This window comes from Brevibacterium yomogidense, assembly GCF_016107685.1.
Lineage (GTDB): Bacteria > Actinomycetota > Actinomycetes > Actinomycetales > Brevibacteriaceae > Brevibacterium > Brevibacterium yomogidense.
The window spans coordinates 275,099-292,762 of record NZ_JABASY010000003.1; the positions used below are offsets into that span (position 1 = coordinate 275,099).

Annotated in this window: 12 protein-coding genes and 1 tRNA gene; 7 read left to right on the forward strand and 6 right to left on the reverse strand. The window is 68.0% G+C overall.

Features of this window, described 5'->3' with window-relative positions:
- Window positions 1–40 precede the first annotated feature (40 nt).
- The gene (locus JFC09_RS09705; RefSeq protein WP_198393813.1) at window positions 41–874 is read left to right on the forward strand and encodes an SDR family oxidoreductase; all 834 of its coding nucleotides are present in this window, start codon (window positions 41–43) and stop codon (window positions 872–874) included.
- Between the two features lie 75 nt (window positions 875–949).
- Here the strand turns inward: JFC09_RS09705 and JFC09_RS09710 are convergent, their stop codons facing one another.
- From JFC09_RS09710 to JFC09_RS16900, 3 genes are all read right to left on the reverse strand, one after another.
- Window positions 950–2,299 carry an MFS transporter gene (locus JFC09_RS09710; RefSeq protein ID WP_198393814.1) on the reverse strand — a complete coding sequence of 450 codons (1,350 nt, stop codon included), beginning with the start codon at window positions 2,297–2,299 and terminating at the stop codon, window positions 950–952.
- A gap of 248 nt (window positions 2,300–2,547) precedes the next feature.
- Window positions 2,548–5,439, reverse strand: coding sequence for a phosphodiester glycosidase family protein (locus JFC09_RS09715; protein WP_408610964.1), 2,892 nt, complete (start codon window positions 5,437–5,439; stop codon window positions 2,548–2,550).
- Window positions 5,337–6,254, reverse strand: coding sequence for a hypothetical protein (locus tag JFC09_RS16900; RefSeq protein ID WP_332839723.1), 918 nt, complete (start codon window positions 6,252–6,254; stop codon window positions 5,337–5,339). Before JFC09_RS16900 ends, JFC09_RS09715 begins: the two co-directional genes overlap by 103 nt.
- A gap of 244 nt (window positions 6,255–6,498) precedes the next feature.
- Between JFC09_RS16900 and JFC09_RS09720 the strand changes: the two genes are divergently transcribed.
- Window positions 6,499–7,266, forward strand: coding sequence for an isocitrate lyase/PEP mutase family protein (locus tag JFC09_RS09720; RefSeq protein ID WP_198393816.1), 768 nt, complete (start codon window positions 6,499–6,501; stop codon window positions 7,264–7,266).
- A gap of 59 nt (window positions 7,267–7,325) precedes the next feature.
- Window positions 7,326–7,874, forward strand: a complete 549-nt coding sequence (locus tag JFC09_RS09725; protein WP_198393817.1) for a DUF488 domain-containing protein — start codon at window positions 7,326–7,328, stop codon at window positions 7,872–7,874.
- Between the two features lie 274 nt (window positions 7,875–8,148).
- On the opposite strand, the gene JFC09_RS09730 is transcribed toward JFC09_RS09725, so the two are convergent.
- A tRNA-Gly gene (locus tag JFC09_RS09730) sits at window positions 8,149–8,224 on the reverse strand.
- A gap of 275 nt (window positions 8,225–8,499) precedes the next feature.
- Here JFC09_RS09730 and JFC09_RS09735 point away from each other — a divergent pair.
- Together JFC09_RS09735 and JFC09_RS09740 are read left to right on the forward strand one after the other, a co-directional pair.
- Complete coding sequence (locus tag JFC09_RS09735; protein ID WP_198393818.1) at window positions 8,500–9,324, forward strand: DedA family protein; 825 nt, start codon at window positions 8,500–8,502, stop codon at window positions 9,322–9,324.
- 378 nt (window positions 9,325–9,702) lie between these two features.
- Window positions 9,703–10,332, forward strand: a complete 630-nt coding sequence (locus tag JFC09_RS09740; RefSeq protein WP_232483388.1) for a GNAT family N-acetyltransferase — start codon at window positions 9,703–9,705, stop codon at window positions 10,330–10,332.
- Window positions 10,333–10,430: 98 nt separating this feature from the next.
- Here the strand turns inward: JFC09_RS09740 and JFC09_RS09745 are convergent, their stop codons facing one another.
- Window positions 10,431–11,951 carry an alanine/glycine:cation symporter family protein gene (locus tag JFC09_RS09745; RefSeq protein WP_198393819.1) on the reverse strand — a complete coding sequence of 507 codons (1,521 nt, stop codon included), beginning with the start codon at window positions 11,949–11,951 and terminating at the stop codon, window positions 10,431–10,433.
- Window positions 11,952–12,498: 547 nt separating this feature from the next.
- Here JFC09_RS09745 and JFC09_RS09750 point away from each other — a divergent pair.
- Complete coding sequence (locus JFC09_RS09750; protein WP_198393820.1) at window positions 12,499–14,676, forward strand: BCCT family transporter; 2,178 nt, start codon at window positions 12,499–12,501, stop codon at window positions 14,674–14,676.
- 127 nt (window positions 14,677–14,803) lie between these two features.
- Here JFC09_RS09750 and JFC09_RS09755 read toward each other — a convergent pair whose 3' ends face one another.
- A complete protein-coding gene (locus tag JFC09_RS09755) occupies window positions 14,804–15,751 on the reverse strand; it encodes an SUMF1/EgtB/PvdO family nonheme iron enzyme (RefSeq protein ID WP_332839724.1) in 948 nt (315 codons plus the stop codon).
- A gap of 44 nt (window positions 15,752–15,795) precedes the next feature.
- Here JFC09_RS09755 and betC point away from each other — a divergent pair, with 44 nt between their 5' ends.
- Window positions 15,796–17,436 (forward strand): choline-sulfatase, encoded by a 1,641-nt coding sequence (betC, locus tag JFC09_RS09760; protein WP_198393822.1) that lies wholly within the window; start codon window positions 15,796–15,798, stop codon window positions 17,434–17,436.
- Window positions 17,437–17,664: the final 228 nt, after the last annotated feature.

Below are 17,664 nucleotides of genomic sequence, written 5' to 3' on the forward strand. Positions count from 1 at the left end.
TCACATCCACGACGACGTACCACGGGGAAGAGGGACGGACATGAGCGACAAGGATTTCGCAGGACGCACGGTGTTCATGACGGGAGGCAGCCGCGGGATCGGATTGGCGATCGCCACGCGACTGGCACGCGAAGGGGCGAACATCGCGTTCGTCGCCAAGACGGACACCCCGGATCCACGACTGCCGGGAACCGTCCACACTGCTGCGGCGGAGATCGAAGAGGCCGGCGGCACCGCGCTGCCGATCGTGGGCGACGTGCGTGACGACGAATCCGTGGCCGGCGCGGTCCGGTCGACCGTGGAGCGGTTCGGCGGGATCGACATCGTCGTGAACAACGCGTCCGCGATCGCCCTTTCCGGGTTCGGTGAGCTGTCCCCCAAGCGCTACGACCTCATGCAGGACATCAATGTGCGCGGCACCTTCAGCGTGCTCTCCGCGACGCAGCCGCACCTCCTGGAGTCGTCTGCGCCTCGCGTGCTGACGCTGTCGCCGCCGCTCGACATGGACCCGAAGTGGTTCGCGCAGCACGCTCCCTACACGCTCAGCAAGTACGGCATGACGATGCTGACGGTGGGCTTCGCCGGGCAGCACCGCGACGAGGGCATCGCCGCGAACTGCCTGTGGCCTCGGACGCTCATCGCCACGGCCGCCGTGCAGAACGTGGTGGGCGGGGACGACGCGATGCGGGCATCCCGCAGGCCGGAGATCGTGGCCGATGCAGCACGGGAAGTGCTGCGCCGTCCCGCATCGGAAGCCACAGGCAAGTGCTTCGTCGACGAGGACGTGCTGCGCAGCGTCGGCGTGACGGACTTCTCGCCCTACCTGTTCGAAGGTTCCAGCGAGGAGTCGCTGCAGACCGACTTGTTCCTCTGAAGCGCGTGCATGACGTGTAGCACGTGACGTGTGGGAGGGGTGTTGGCCCCGGAGCGCCGCAGTGGCGAACCGCGGTCAGTCCCCCAGCGTCTCAGTCGACGAGCGGCGCACCTGCTTCGCGGTGATGAGCAGGCCGATCGCGGAGAGCACTCCGCCGATCGCGATGTAGAGGGAGATGCCCGCGCTGCCGTGGAAGTAGCCCAGCAGCGCCGTCGCGATCGACGGGGACAGTCCGCCGCCCAGGACTGCGCCCAGGTTGTAGGACAGTGCCACGCCGGAGTAGCGGTATTCGGGCTTGAAGAGGCTCACGTAGTAGGCGGCCATGGGGCCGAACACGAAGCTCAGGCCGATGTAGGCCACGATGACCGCGAGGTAGATGAGGCCCACGTCGCGGCTGTCGAACAGCCAGAAGTAGGGGAACGCCCACACGATCTGGAAGATGGCACCGGCCATCATCACCTTGAGCAGGCCGATCCGGTCCGCCAGCCAGCCGGCGACGAACACGGAGATCAGCATGCCGAAGGATCCGGCCATGCCGCTCAGGAGGATGTCGTTCCGGTCCATCCCCAGCTGTTCCGTGCCGTAGGACATGCTGAACGAGTTGACGATGAAGATGAAGAGGTTGAACCCCAGGTTCACCAGCACCCCGCCGATGATGAGCGGCAGCGCGGTCGCGACGACACCGGCCAGCGGCAGTCGCGACACCTTGTCACCTGCGGCCATGGTGCGGAAGACGGGGCTCTCCGAGATGCCCAGTCGCACGTAGATGCCCACGGCGATGAGGACCGCGGAGGCGAGGAACGGAATCCTCCATCCCCACTCCGTGAAGGCCGGACCGGTCGCGACGGCGACGATGTTGAAGACGCCGATGCCCAGGATGCTGCCGATCGGCGAACCGGCGGTGACGAACGCGCCGAAGAACGCCTTGCGTCCACGGGGTGCGTGTTCGGTGACCATGAGGAACGCGCCGGACTGCTCACCGCCCATGAAGAAGCCCTGGAGGACGCGCAGCGCGACGAGGAGGATCGGGGCCAGCACCCCGACCGTCGCGTAGGTGGGCAGCAGGCCCATCGCCACGGTGCACGCACCGGTGGCGACCAGGGAGATGACGAGCATCGTCTTGCGGGAGAACCGGTCGCCGAAGTGGCCGAACACGATGCCGCCCAGCGGCCGGGACACGAAGCCCGCCCCGAACGTCATGAACGACAGGAGGGTGCCGATGAGCGGGTCGGACTCCGGGAAGAACAGCTGGGGGAACACGAGTCCTGCGGCCAGCCCGAAGATGAGGAAGTCGTAGAGCTCGATGCCCGTGCCGATCGCGCTGGCACCGGCGACCCTGCGCATCTCCCGGGGGCCGGTCGTACCGGGCCGCGCCGAACCGGGTGTGGACGCGGGTTCGGGCGAACCGACGGTCGTCGTGGTCATGGGTCTCCTCGTGTCAGAGCCGCGGCAACGTTCGGCACCGGATGATCGGGTCGGCACTGCGAAGGGCCGACGCCCAGGGATTCTCCCAGGGACTGCACAGATTCGGTACGAGTGTTCCCCTGGTGAGACAGGCCACGTCTGCGAGATCCCGGCAAGGGGCATGGAGGTAGCCGACGGCGCGGCGACGAGGACGGGCGCCGGCTCCTTCCCGAGGCCGGCGCCCGTCCGCGTGGTCGTGCTTCCGCGCGTCAGCTCTGCTGTCTGCGCACCATGTGAGTGAGCACGAACCCTGCCACGATCAGGGCACCGCCGAGCACCAGCGCCAGACCCACCTGGGCACCGGTCCGGGGAAGTGTCCCCGTATCGTCTTCACCCGAACCGTGGTCGCTCTTCGAGTCATCGCGGTCCGGTGAGTCGGGATCGTCCGTCGAATCCGGAGAACCCGGAGAACCCGGAGAACCCGGACCCGTCGGCTCCGCAGTCGGCTCGTCGGTCGGACCTCCCGTGGGCTCACCCGTCGGCTCTCCAGTCGGGCCGTCCGTCGGCTCCCCTGTGGGATCCGTTGTCGGTTCGGGTCCCGGCTCGTCACCTGCGACCACGACCGTCGCCTCCGCGGTCCGCCCGTTCACCGTGACGGACACGGTCGCGGTTCCGGGCTGCACCGCGGTGATCTCACCGGTGCGCGGGTTCACCCGCACGACGTCGGAGCTCACCTCCACCGCGTCGTCGCCGCCGTCCACGACGACACCGTCGCCACCCCACTGCGAGGTGACCGGCCACCCGACGGGCACGGTCCGACCGTCCTGTGTGAACTCGGCCGAGACCTCGGCGGTCTGGCCCGGGACCATCGCCCCCGGCGCGTCGACGGTGATCTCGTCGACCCAGGGGCGGGTCTCCGCCGCCAGCCACGCGACTCGGTCCGCGGTCGTGGGGTTGTCCCCCACGTCGCCGAGGCCCGGGTCCACCCCCAGCATCGTCCACCCCGTGAACCCACCGGCCGCGGCCGTCCCGGAGGGGCTCTTCCCGGAGTTCCCGTTGATGAGGTAGCTGACCCCGTCGACGGCGGACCCGTGGAAGACGCCCACGTGCCCGTTGACGACAGCGGCGGACTTGCCGGTGTCCTCCCGGAAGGCGCCCAGGAGTGCTTCGAGCTCCGCCGCCTCCCGCCGGTCCGACAGCTGGCTGGACTTCGACGACAGCGGGTCCTGCGGCGGGTGGTGGAAGAACACCGTCACACCGGTGAGGTGGTCGCTCTCGCCCACCTCGTCGAGCGCGTCCTCGAGCATCCGCAGCTGGTCCGTGTCCCCGTCCCGCAGCGAACCGGACGCGGTGTTGAGCGTGATCGCCTTCGTCCGCCCCAGGGTGCGCTCCGTGGCGGTGGGCCCGAACGCGCCTTCGAAGTTCGCGATCTCCCCGCCCATCACCTCATGGTTGCCGGGCACGTAGACGTACGGGATGCCCTCCGTCCACTCCTCGTCGAGGATCTGCTGGGCGAGCGCGAAGTCGTCGTCAGACGCCTCGTCGACGAAGTCGCCGTTGATGACGAGCAGGTCCGGCTGCGCCTCCCGGATCTCCTGAAGCGTCCGCCTGGCTCCCGCGACCGCGTCGCTGTCCGGGTTCGCCGCGACGAACTGCGCGTCGCTCATGACCGCGATGTTCTGCGGGCGGTCCGCGACAGTGCCGGTAGCCAGCAGGGCCGGGTCGTGGACGGGGGTGTCCTCGGTGGGTGCGGCCTCGGGCGTGGAGATCGCCTGCAGACCGGCCATGGCGATGTCGCCTTCGTACTGGGCGGTGGGTCGCGTCTCCATGATGCGGATCCGTTCGAAGGTGAGCGGCTGGGCGAGCCCGGCCGGCACCTCGAAGCGGACCTTCTGCCAGCCGTCGAACGCGAGGTGGTCGCCGTCCAGGTTGGTGACGACGCCGTCCGCGCCGCGCACCTGCAGGCGGGGCCACGCACCGGAACCGTCGCCGCGGATCATCAGCTCGAACGCGAGCGTGTTGCCGTCGATCGTGGGCTCGTCGCTGCTGATGAGGTAGTAGCCGCGAGTGGCGGACGACTGCGTGAAGTCGTACTCCATCGCGACCGACGGGACGCCGTCAGGAGTCGGCTCGCCCGCGATGAACGAGCCCGTCGCCCGCGCCGTCTCCTCCGTGAACGCGCCCGGGTCACCGAAGTCGACGACGTCCGTCACCCGCGTGCCCACCGTGATCGGGACCGAGGCCGTCGCCTCCCCCGCACGGAACGTCACCGCCCCGCCGGCGGTCTCCTGAGTCGCGGTGATGACGATGTTGCCCAGATCGTCCGTCGTCACGTCGATGCCGTCGCTCGCCTCGATGTCCAGGTCGCGGGTCTCGACGCGAGCGGTCCGGCCGTCGGAGTCGAAACCGGTGATCGTGAGTTCCGCGGAGTCCCCGACCTCTGCGAGGTTGAGGGCGCGGGAGCTGGGGCGCAGGCCGATCGCCTCCCCCAGCACGCGCAGATCTTTGCGGGCGGTGTGGTTGTCCGCGGCGAAGGACACGCGGGCGGTGCCGGTCGTCTCGCCGCGGACGGAGGCGGTGGCGCCGTCGGCCTCGGCGAGGGTGAGCCCGCTGTCTGTCGCGAAGGTGCCGGACACTGCGAGCGGGTCGAGGTTCTCCCCCAGCCCCGTCCCGCGGTAGGTGCGGTGCATGCCGCGCAGGACGGTGTCCTCGCCGTCCAGGGCCGTGTCGAGCTGGACGTCGTTCAGCTGCTGCGCGGGTGCGTCTGAGTAGAAGACGAGCGCGTTGGGCACCTCCCGCTCCCCACCGTCGGACGGCGAGTTCTGGACGAACGGTGCGTCCGCACCGGCGGGGCGGGCGACCATCGTCGTGGACCCGCCGCCGTCCAGGTTGAGCGCGTTGTGCGCACCCAGGTCCTTGAAGAACGCACCCAGCTCCGGGAGTGTCATCCCGCGGGAGGCGCCGCTGCGGCCGTCGATCGTCATGACGAACAGCTCCGTGCCGTCCTTGCTCATGCCCACTGCGGTGCGGGGGTGGACGGCGGTCGCGAGGTCCGCGCTCATGTCCGGGACCTCGCCGTCGGTGAGGATCTGGTGGCTGCCGGCGATCGCGGCGTCGACGTCGTGGTTGGGTGCGATCTCGATGTCGACGGAATCGCCCACTTCGAGCGCGGCGATCGTCTGGGCTCCCGCGTCGCGGCCCAGGAGCACCTGCCCGCCGTCGGGGATCTCCGGGTCACCGGCGGAGTCGACCAGCCCGGAGACGTCGATGACCTCCCGTCGACGACAGTCGCGCGGGCGACGTCGTCCGCCCCCGAGTCCGGCCCACCCACGGGCCGGTCGAGGGTGTAGTCACCCCACGCCGCGGTGTAGACGCCGATCATGCCCTCCGTCAGCTGCGGGTTGTTGAGGCCGCCCAGATCGTGCTCCTCACCGTCCGCGGTGAGTGTGCCGGAGGCGGACAGCATCTGGACCGCCGCCTGCCGGCCGGTGAGCGTGAGGCTGGGCATCGGGGTGTTCGCGCCCACGCGCATCCCCTCGCGGGACACGGACGTGTAGATGGGGGCGTCGGAGTGGTTGATGTCGAAGAACGTGCCGTTGACAGCGGCGACGGCCTGGCCGCCGTGATCCCCGGAGGCCATGACCTCCGAGGTGGGTGCACGATCGGTCACGATGCCGGTGTCCGTCACGTCGACGGAGAGGCTGTCGACGGTGAGGTCCGCCGTGAGGACGTTGCCGTTGTTCCAGCTGCTGTCCTCCATGCGGGAGAAGTGCGTGAGGTCGAGGCCGGGTGCCACGCGGGTGGTCTCCGAGGAGCGGAGGACGGAGCCGTCCGCTCCCAGCTGGTCGTCCGTGGGGGCAGCGTGTACCGGCGCCGAGGTCCCGGGCAGTCCCGGGACGAGCACGGCTCCCGGCGCCACGAGTGCGGTGGCGAGCGCCAGCGACGTGAGCAGTGAACGAGTGGGTGTGAGTGACATGGTCTCTTTCCAGACAGGCGGGTCGATCCGCGAAGACTCTGTCAGTGCTGGTGAGACGGTGTGCGAACCCTGGGTGAACCCTGAGGGACGGAGTGGTGGCGTTCGTGGCGGGTGGCTTCCGAGTGCTTCCGGAATGGTCTGCTGCGGCCCGCTGTTGCTCCGAACAGGTGGCTGTCGATCACTGTCGATGGCGAGGCCGCCTCCGCACAGTGACCTCTGTGCGACCGAACGGTGGAGGAGAGTCATGGCAGACATACAGAAGACGGCATCGGCATTCGCACAGGCACATGCGTCCGGAGACCTGCTGGTCCTCCCCACGGTGTGGGACGTGTGGTCCGCGCGCCTGGCAGAATCCGCGGGCTTCACGGGCCTCACCGTGGGCAGCCATCCCGTGGGTGACGCTCTGGGGCCCGGTGACGGCGAGGCGATGGACTTCGCGGACTACATGCAGGCCACGCGCCGCATCGTCGACGCCGTGGACCTCCCCGTGAGCGTGGATGTGGAATCCGGGTACGGGCTGACCCCGCGTGAGTTGGTCGCACAGGTTCTGGAGGCGGGCGCGGTGGGCATCAACGTCGAGGACACGGTGCGCCGGGAGAACGGGCGCATGCGCGAGCGCGACGAGCACGCCGAATACATCGCGGAAGCACGCGCGGCCGCCGACGAGGCCGGGGTGGAGCTCGTCATCAACGGGCGCACCGACGCGCTGGTGCACGGCACCGCACTCTTCGAGGATCCGCTGGCGGAGGCGGTCGAACGCGTCCGACTCCTGGTGAAGGCGGGTGCACGCAGTGTCTATCCTGTGGGGCTGCCCGATGGTGAATCCGCTGCTGCGATCGTCGCTGCCGTGAGTGTCCCGGTGAACGTCACCGCCCACCCGGTCAACGGCGCGAAGTCCGGTTCCCTCGAGCAGCTTCGTGGGATCGGCGTGCGACGCGTGACGTTCGGTCCGCTCTGGCAGGCCGCGCTGGCGGAAGTGAGCGCCCAGCAGCTCGCGGCGTGGAGGCAGTAAGACGGACAGGTGAGTCGGACAGGTGAGTCGGACAGGTGAGTCGGACAGGAGGCTGACCGGTGGGTGAGAGCGCTGGCGGACCATTCTTCACGGTGGGGCATTCGAGCCGGACGCTGGAGGAGTTCCTGCGCCTGCTCGAGGAGAACGCGATCGGCTTGGTGGTGGATGTGCGCAAGCTGCCCGGGTCCTCGAAGTATCCGCATTTCGATGAGGACGCACTCCAGTCTTCGTTGAGCGACGTGGGGATCGACATGATTCGGGCGGAAGAGCTCACCGGACGGCGGCCCGTCAGCAAGACGGTGCCCTTCGAGGAGAACGCATGGTGGCAGAACCGCAGCTTCCACAACTACGCGGACCACGCGCTGTCGGAGGGGTTCCGCGACGCGCTGGACGCGCTGCGGTCGTGGGGACGCAAGCAGCGTCTTACGGTGATGTGCTCCGAGGCGGTGTGGTGGCGCTGCCACCGCCGCATCATCGCCGACCACCTGCTGGCGCACCACGAGGCGGTCCAGCACATCATGGGTCCCGGGAAGACCGTCGAGGCCGTGATGAGTGAGGGTGCGGTGGTCGATGATGCTGTCGTGACGTACCCGAAAACTGTCGAGTGACGAAGCGGCATGTGAAGCAACAGAGCCGTCTGTCGTTCACTGCGCGTTTCCGCCACTGACTGCATCGTTTTCAGCAGTAGAACACTGCTGAAAACGATGCAGTCAACGCGTAAAAGTGCCACTCAACCGGGCCACTAGGTTCGCGGGACTCGTGAGCCCATTTCACAGCACGAGCGACCCCGTCCACGAGACTGAAGAAGCACCTCGCAGAACCGGCCCCCACACACGAAAAAAGTGCTGGGACGCCGTGTGTACGACGTCCCAGCACTTCCGGTGGAGCGGATGACGGGGATCGAACCCGCGACCTTCTGCTTGGGAAGCAGATGCTCTGCCAGCTGAGCTACATCCGCGAACGTGGAACACTATACCCCGTCCCCGCGGGGACGGAAGACACCCCACCCCACGACGTGTCACACGTGCACATGGTCGTCGCGTTCGCACGTCAGTGGTCGTGCCACACATGCAGCGCCGCAACCACCGTGACGCCAGTGACACAGATCCTGCACGCCGGGACGCAGGGGCAGCACGCCGGATCACAAGGGCAGTACGCCGGCGTCCGGTACCCTGGTCGTCGCTACGGTCCTCCACCGGATCGAGTCCCACTCACCCCCGCAGGAGCCGCACGATGAGCGACGACCGTCCCCGCGACGAAACGACGTCCGAGGAGATCGACGGGTCGTCTGTCGACGCCACCCCTGCAACCGAGAGCCCTGCGGCACGCGACAGCGCTGCGGAGCCGGATGGTGCTCCGGGCGGAACGTCGACCGAAGCGTCCCCTGAGGATCCCTGGGACGCGGTGAAGCCCTGGAAGGGGAAGGCCACGAGGCTGGACAAGATCCTCCTCGTCCTCATCATCGGCGTGCCGCTCGTCTATATGGCGCTTCTGCCGTTCCGGCCGTGGCTCCTCGTGAACGCACCGGTCCTGCAGGAATTCATCAACGGGGCGAAGACCGCGATCGTCGCGGCAGCCGCGTACGCCCGGGTGGGCGACCTCCCCCTGTGGCTGGTCGTGTTCGCAGGGTTCGTGGGCATGGCGAAGCTCGACTGGGTCTTCTGGTTGGCAGGCCGCCGATGGGGCGACGGCATCCTCAGGCTGTTCGCGCAGAACGAGCGGCAGCGCAAACGAGCGGAGAAGCTCAAGAACATCCCGGACTGGGCGCTGTTCCTCATGACGGTCATCGCGAGGTGCCCCGGCATCCCCGGCACAATCGTCTACTTAGTGGCCGGGTGGACGCGGATGCGCCTGTCCCTGTTCCTCACAGCAGACCTGCTGGGCTGCTTGATCTTCACGCTCATCTGGACCGTTCTGGGATACCAGCTGGGCGAGGCCGCAGTCGACATCCTCAAGGTGATCGACAAGTACGCGCTGTGGCTCACCCTCGCGATCATCGTCGGTATCTTCGTCCTGTCCTTCTACAAGGAATGGCAGAAGCAGAAGCAGGCCGACTGACAGTCGGGGACGCGATCGGCGGACCGACATGATCCGCACACTCCCGCTCTGAGTCAAGGCGGTGCCGTCATCGACGTAAGAACAATGACCAGTCAGGTCACGGCCGGACATATAAGTCGCCGTGGCATCCCGTGTCCCTCCCGCCGTGCAAATATTTCAGTTATTCGACGCCACGAGGCGCCCGAAAGCCCAGGAACCAGACAGGGTGCTCCCCGCGACGCCGTGCTTCCGCCCCAACTCTCAACTACGCGGCGAGGAACGGGGAAGAGAGCCAGTTCCTGAAGCGCTGGGAACACGGGGACGTAGCGGTTGGCGAACCGCTCATGGACCCGCCCTGTCTGCCCCACGCCCCACCGGTCCCGCCCCGAGGAGGTCGCCATGAGTGCCGAACCCCTGCACGCCCCTGAAGCCCTGCACGCCACCGAAGTCCTGCCCCTCACCGGCCCCGTGCCCGTCGCCGAGGCACTGCCCACCGCGGACACCCGACCGACCACCGAAACCCTGCCCACGGAGACGCGCACTGTGCTGCGCACCCTCAGAGTGGCGGCGGACGATCCACTGGCCGCGCCGCTCCTGGCCGATCTGGAGCGGGAGTACGACTCCCGGTACGGGCTGGAGTTCAAGGGGGAACCCGCGAGCGTGGAGATCAACCGCTACCCTCCGGATGCCTTCGCCCCGCCTCACGGGGCGTTCATCGTCCTGCTGGACGGTGAGGATCCGATCTCTGGTGGTGCCTTCATGCGGTACGACGACCACACTGCCGAATTCAAACGGGTCTGGACGCACCCCGACCACCGCGGTCGGGGGCTCGCCGGACAGGTGCTGGTCGCGCTGGAGCACGAAGCAGTGGAGGCCGGATACGACCGCGTCTACCTCACGACCGGGCCCAAGCAGCCGGAGGCCGTCGCGCTCTACCTCAAGAACGGATACACCCCGCTGTTCGACCCGCAGGGGCCCCAGCCGCCACGCGGGAAGCGGCCGTTCGTGAAGATCCTCAGTCGGGCATGACATTCGGGGATCACAGATGCACCCCGGGGGCACAGGGCCCACGGGGTGCATCGTGTCTGCCGGAGATCCCGAGTCCTCACGGCTCTTGGCGGAGTCAGTCAGTCGGGCTGGTTCCCCGCTTCGCCGGGTCGTCCGGACACAGCAGTCCCGCGGTGAGAGGAGCCGATGATGTCTCCGGCCTTCCATTCGTCCCAGCCAGGCTGATCCTTCATGAACGCCTCGATCTGGTCCTTGTCCGCGAGCAGCTGCGGATCGTGCTTGAGGTAATGGCGTGTCTCCCGGGCGATCAGTCCGGAGAGGACGAGGATTCCCACCAGGTTCGGCAGCGCCATGAGACCGTTCATCACGTCCGAGAAGCTCCAGACGACTTCGAGCTCCGAGGTGCAGCCGACGTAGACCACCAGGGAGAACACGACCCGGAACGGCAGCACCGCCCGACGGCCGAACAGCCTCTCCACGTTCCTGTCGCCGTAGTACGACCATCCGAGCAGGGTGGAGAACGCGAAGAGCACGATCCCCAGAGTGACGACCCAGTGTCCCCATTCACCCGGCAGGCCGTGCGAGAACGCCTCGCCCGTCATGAGTGCGGCGGAGATCTGTTCACCCGTCTCCGGATCGACCTGGTTCCACGTGCCCGTCGTGATGATCGTCAGACCGGTGAAGCTCACCACGATGATCGTGTCGATGAACGTCTGTGTCATGGACACGAGTCCCTGACGCACGGGATGGTTCGTCTGCGCGGCCGCCGCGGCGATCGGGGCGGATCCGAGCCCCGATTCGTTGGAGAACAGACCGCGGGCGACTCCCATCTGGATGACGATGATGATCGCCGACCCTGCGAAGCCGCCCACCGCCGAGGTGCCGGTGAACGCTTCGGAGAAGATCTGGCCGAACGCTGCTGGCACCGCCTGGATGTTCGCCAGCAGGATGTAGAGGCCGCCTGCGACGTAGAACACGATCATGATGGGCACCAGGCCCGCAGTGACGCGGCCGATCGACTTGATGCCGCCGACCAGCACCACCAGGGTGAGAACGCTGAGCACCAGACCGGTGACCCAGGCAGGTACGCTCCAGCTGGCCTCGACGTTGGACGCGATCGAGTTGCCCTGCGTCATATTGCCGATGCCGAAGCAGGCGAGCACAGCGAAGATGGCGAACATGAGCGCCAGTGCTTTGCCGAACCCGTTCTTGATGCCGTGCTCAAGGTAGTACTGGGGTCCGCCGGACTTCTCCCCCGCCGCGTCGGTGCGGCGGTAGCGGACAGCGAGGAAGCCCTCCGCGTACTTCGTCACCATGCCCAGGAGTCCGGTCATCCACATCCAGAAGAGCGCACCCGGACCGCCGATCCCGATGGCCGTGGCGACTCCGACGATGTTTCCGGTGCCCACCGTGGCGGCGAGTGCGGTGGTGAGCGCCTGGAACTGGCTGATATCCCCTTCCGAGCCCTGGTCCTTGCGCTTGAGGATGCCCAGGCGCAGAGCGGGGATGAGCTTGAAGAACTGCAGCCCGCCCAGGCGGAACGTCAGATACAGTCCGGTGCCCAACAGCAGCGGGATGAGGACGAACGGCCCCCACACCACTCTGCTGATCGCGTCGAATACGGCCGTGAGAGAGTCCAATTCCGCACCTCAGATTCCACGATTCCGCCCACCACAGAGTCGTGATCGGCTTCACAAGCAATGACCAGGGAACCCTACCGCAGTCGTCGGCGCAGAGGAGTCCCCAACCACCAACGGAGGTTGGGCTCGAGCCATCAGCGTCAACGGGGCTTCGCACGGCCACTACCCGCAAGTAGGCTGAATGGTCCATTTGCTACCTGGGAATTCGTCGGTAGCATCCCCGGTATGCCTCACACGGAGATCTCAGCCGGACGCCTGTGTCGAACACAGGTCCAGTCCCTGGGGGATCGTGCGTCCGAACTGGACCGCCACTCCGCGCGCATCGCGCCCCGCCCCGCCAGCGGTTTCGCGAATGATTCCTGGACCCCTGCTGCGATCGGCTGGTGGGGCGGAGAGCCATAGGGCTGTTGCCCGCCGCACGGCCTGCTTCCCCGGGCCTCGGCATCACGGACCTACCGCCGACACCAGCCCTGCCGCCTCAGCGCGCCGGGTAGCGAAGTACTGTTCGGCGGTCCACCCGCGACCTCCGACAGGAGCAGTATCAGCGATGACTGACGATCAGCAGTCTTCCCACACACCCGACCCCGCGTCGACGAACCCAGGCGCCGCGAACCACGACGCCACGGACGCGCCGACCACCGACACGACCGCATCCGCTGCGTCTGCAGGCCACGGCGCCCCGCAGCGTCTCAAGCAGGACGCGAAGCGCGCCGGCCGCGCCGCCGGTGAGCAGCTGGGCCGCGCCGGCGAGCAGCTGGGTCGTTTCGACTACCGGCGCCCCCGGTACCCGCACAACGACTACCCGCACGACATCCACCCCGCGCTGGTGCCGGGTATCGCGATCGACGAGCAGCGTCGCCGCTACACCCTGGGCAAGACGGTCTTCGGTGTGGCCGGCGTCCTCACGGTCGCGTTCGTCATCTGGGGGATCGTCGGCACGGAGAGCGTGAGCATCGTCGCAGGTGCCGCCTACGACTGGGCGACCCGCAACCTCGGCTGGCTGTTCAACCTCGTCGCGATCGTCATCCTCGTCGCTCTGCTCGCGATCGCGATGTCGCCCTACGGCCGGATCGTGCTGGGCAAGGACGGTGAGAAGCCGGAGTTCTCCACGTTCTCCTGGGTGGCGATGCTGTTCGCCGCGGGCATCGGTATCGGTGTGCTGTTCTTCGGCCCGTCGGAGCCGCTGACCTACTACGTCTCCCCTCCCCCGCACACGAATGCGGCGGAGACCACCGAGGCCCTGCACCACGCGATGGCGCAGACATACCTCCACTGGGGCTTCCACGCCTGGGCGATGTACGCGCTGGTGGGTGGTGCGGTCGCCTATGCCGCCTACCGCCGAGGCCGCTCCCTCCTCATGTCCTCCATCTTCCGCAGCCTGTTCGGTGAGCGTCACACGGATGGCTTCGCCGGCAAGCTCGTCGACATCTTCGCGATCATCGCGACCCTGTTCGGCACGGCGGCGGCTCTGGGCATCGCAGCGATGCAGATCGGCACGGGTGTCTCGCTGGTGTCCGGTGCGGGCCCGCTCACGAACAACATGACGGTGCTCGTCATCCTCATCCTCACGGTGGGCTTCATCGTGTCCGCGGTGTCCGGTGTGTCCCGCGGCATCCGCTACCTCTCGAGCATCAACATCGTCCTCACGGTGGCGATCGTCGGCATCGTCCTCTTCGTGGGGCCGACGCTGTTCCTGCTCAACCTCCTGCCGTCGGGGATGATGGAGTACCTGGGGTCGATGTTCGACATGCTGGGCCGCTCCCTTTCCTGGGGTGAGGAGACGGTCGCCTTCCAGTCGGCGTGGACGGTCTACTACTGGGCGTGGTGGATCTCCTGGTCGCCGTTCGTGGGTGTCTTCATCGCCCGCATCTCCCGCGGCCGCACGATCCGCCAGTTCCTGCTGGGCACGATCTTCATCCCGTCGACGCTGCTGTTCGTCGCCTACGGCATCATGGGCGGCACGTCGATCTGGATGTACACGCAGGGTGCGGAAGGGTTCTCGAACGACATGGCCCCGCCCGAGGTCTTCTTCGCCATGCTCGACAACCTCCCGAACATGGGCTGGCTGTCCGTCGTGAGCATCGCGGTGCTGGCGATCTTCTTCATCACGTCCGCGGATTCCGCGTCCGTCGTCATGGGGATGCTCACGACCGGGGGCGATCAGGCGCCCCGACGCTGGATCGTCATCTTCTGGGGCCTGGTCATGTCCGGCATCGCGGTCGTCATGCTGCTGCTGGGCGATGCGACGGCGCTGGAGGGTCTGCAGCAGCTGGTCATCGTGACAGCTGTCCCGTTCGCGTTCGTCATGCTGCTGGCGATCGTCGCCTGGTTCCGCGACCTCCGCACGGACCCGCACACGATGCGCCACAAGTACGCGCAGGCGGTCATGGACAACGCGGTGGTCGACGGTGTGGACCGGTTCGGCGACGACTTCGCACTGCAGGTCGTGGAGACCGCGCCGGGTGAAGGTGCCGGTGCGATCATCGATTCGGAGGACGAGGACTACACCGCCTGGTACAAGCGCACCGACGAGTACGGCAATCCGGTCGGCTACGACTACGAGACCGGCGAGTGGGCCGACGGCTGGACTCCCGACGGGGAGGACTCCGCGACCGACGTCGCCGATACCGATCCGGCGGAGGACGACACCGCCGCCGAGGCGCCCACCACACCCGCTGCCCCCGCACCCGCAGCTGGGGAGGCCTCCGAGGATCCGGCCCGGTGAGCGTGCGATGCGCAGCGCAGCCCGCTCTCGCGGGTGCCTAGCCGGACGTGGGGTCCTCGCCTCTCGTGAGGTCCTGGCCGGTCGTGAGGTCCTCGCCCCGCGCGGGGGCCTCACCGGCCGGGGCGTGCTAGCCGGTCGTGACGGCCAGGCGGAAGCCGGTGTGCCCCAGCGACGTGTCCGCGGTGACCGCGGTACGCGCGGAGGTGCGGTACCGGCGGCAATAGGAGGCGTGGCACATGTACGACCCGCCGCGCAGGACCGGTCGCTGGTCGGTCGCGCGGAAGGGGCTCACGGTCCATTCCCACACGTTGCCGGTCATATTGTGCAGCCCGTACCCGTTGGGCGGGAACGCCTCCGCCGCCACCGTGCCGACCGGACCGGTGGGGCCATCGGGGAACTCACCGGAGAACGTGTTCATGCGGACCTCCCCGCCGGGCGTGCGCTCAGCACCCCACGGGTAGGGCTGCTGATCCAGCCCACCCCGGGCCGCGTACTCCCATTCGGTCTCCGTGGGCAGTCGCGCACCCACCCATCCCGCGTACGCTGCCGCGTCGCGCTGGGAGACGTGGGTGACCGGGTGGTCGACCCGATCGTCCACGCGGGAACCGGGACCTTCCGGTTCGAACCAGCAGGCACCGGCCACCTCCTGCCACCACGGGGTGGCGACCACGGTCGGGGAGGCGGCCCGCACCTTCGCGGGCAGCAGAGCGGTGAAGACCAGGGAGGTGCCGTGGGCCTCGGCGTCGGTGCGGTGCTCGGTCGCCGCGACGAAGGCCGCGAACTGGGCGACGGTCACCGTCGTCGTCGCGATCGCGAACGGGTCGACGGACACGGTGCGGACCGGACCCTCGCCGTCCTCGGCGTAGGCGAGCGGATCCTCGGCACCCATGCGGAAGGTGCCGCCGGGCAGCCCCGCGAAGCGCAGCTCCGACCCGGCCGCGGCACTGAGCCTCTCCAGCAGGTCCGGACCAGGGCCGCAGTCCTCCCCCGCCGGACCGGTGCGATCGGCAGCGGTGCCGGCGTGAGCCTCGGGCAGGTCGGTGCCCGTCCGGTCCGGGCCGCAGCAGGCACTCACAACTCTCACCTCGTAGACAGTTCCAAGAAAGGACGTGACGCCACGTGACGCCACCCAACATCGTAGTGATCCAGGCAGACCAGATGGCCGCGCAGGCGATGGGGGCGTACGGCGACGACGCCGCGCGCACCCCGCACATGGATGCGCTGGCCGCCGACGGTGCCGTGTTCGACCGTGCCTACTGCACCACTCCCCTGTGCGCTCCGTCGCGGGCGTCGATGATGACGGGGAAGCTGCCCTCGGAGCTGGGATGCTTCGACAACGGTGCGGACTTCCCGTCGTCGGAACCCACGTTCGCGCACCGGCTGCGGGCGATGGGGTACCACACGGCGCTCGTGGGCAGGATGCACTTCATCGGCCCGGATCAGCATCACGGGTTCGAGCAGCGGCTCACCACCGACGTGTACCCGGCGGACATGGACATGGTGCCGGACTGGGAGCGGCCGCTGGGCGAGCGGCTGCAGTGGTACCACAACGCGGACCCGGTGTACGAGGCCGGAGTGTCGACGGCAACCGTCCAGCAGGACTTCGACGACGAGGTGGGCTTCCGGTCGCTGCGGCACCTGGCGGACCGGGTGCGGGCGAACCGGGCGGCCGGGGAGGATCAGCCGTTCCTCATGGTCACCTCGTTCATCCACCCGCATGACCCGTACGAGCCACCGCGGGAGCACTGGGACCGGTTCTTCGCAGGGCAGATCCCGGATCCTGCACATCCGGAGGTGCCGGACGTGGAGCAGGACCCGCACAGCCACCGACTGCGGACGATGTGCGGGTTCGACCAGCGGGAGCCTACGCTCGAGGAGGTCCGGCGGGCGCGGCACGCGTACTACGCGGCGGTCGCCTACATCGATGATCACGTCGGCAGGATCCGTGACCGGTTGGAGGAACTGGGGCTGGCGGAGAACACCGTCGTCATCGTCACCAGCGACCACGGGGACATGCTGGGTGAGAAGGGCCTCTGGTACAAGATGTCGCCGTATGAGCAGTCGGCACGGGTGCCGCTCATCATGTGGGGGCCCGAGGACGTGGTCCCGAAGGGGCGGTTCGCGAACCCGGTGAGCCTGCTGGACCTCGCACCGACGCTGGTGGAGCTGGCCGGTGGCGGTGGTTCCGGTGCGGGCGCTGCGGGGGCGGATGCTGCAGGTTCAGGCGCTCCGGGTGCGAGCGGAGGGTCGGAAGCTGTGACGTCTCCGGTGTCTGCGACGGATGAGGTGGTGGCGAAGGGTCAGGCGGGGCTGTCCCTCTTCGAGTCGATCCGCCGGGAGACGTCCGGGACGTCGAAGCCGGATGATCGGGATGTCGTCATCGAGTACCTGGCGGAGGGCACATACCGGCCGCAGGTGACGCTGGTGCGGGGGCAGTACAAGTTCGTGCTGTGCCCGGGCGATCCGGATCAGCTGTTCGACCTGGTGGCGGATCCGGATGAGCTGGTGAACAAGGCGGCGGACCCTGCGTATGAGGGGATCGCGGATCAGCTGCGGACGGAGTTGGAGGGACGGTACGACTTCGGGGCGCTGGAGTCGGAGATCCTGGGCAGTCAGGAGAAGCGCCGGCTGGTGGCGGAAGCGCTGCAGGCGGGGACGTCACGGCCATGGGACTTCAACCCGGATCCGGAGCAGCGGTATGTGCGCGGCGATTTCTGGGGTGCACTGTCGTATGGGCAGATCAAGGACGTGTCGCGGTAAGAGAGGCGAGTCCCGAACCGCACGTGCGTCGTGCGGTTCGGGACTTTCTGTGTTCACAAGTCGTTGTGTGACCATTCGTGTGCGTTGTTTACGTCCAGCCGTTGGGGGCGGCGGGTCAGTCCTTAGCGTGGGGCTCACGCTCAACCACACAGGCGCCGAGGCCGCGGGGTCATCTGAGCTCGACAGGTCTCGCGGGCACGGCTCTGTCTGTATCGACAGGGTTCACTC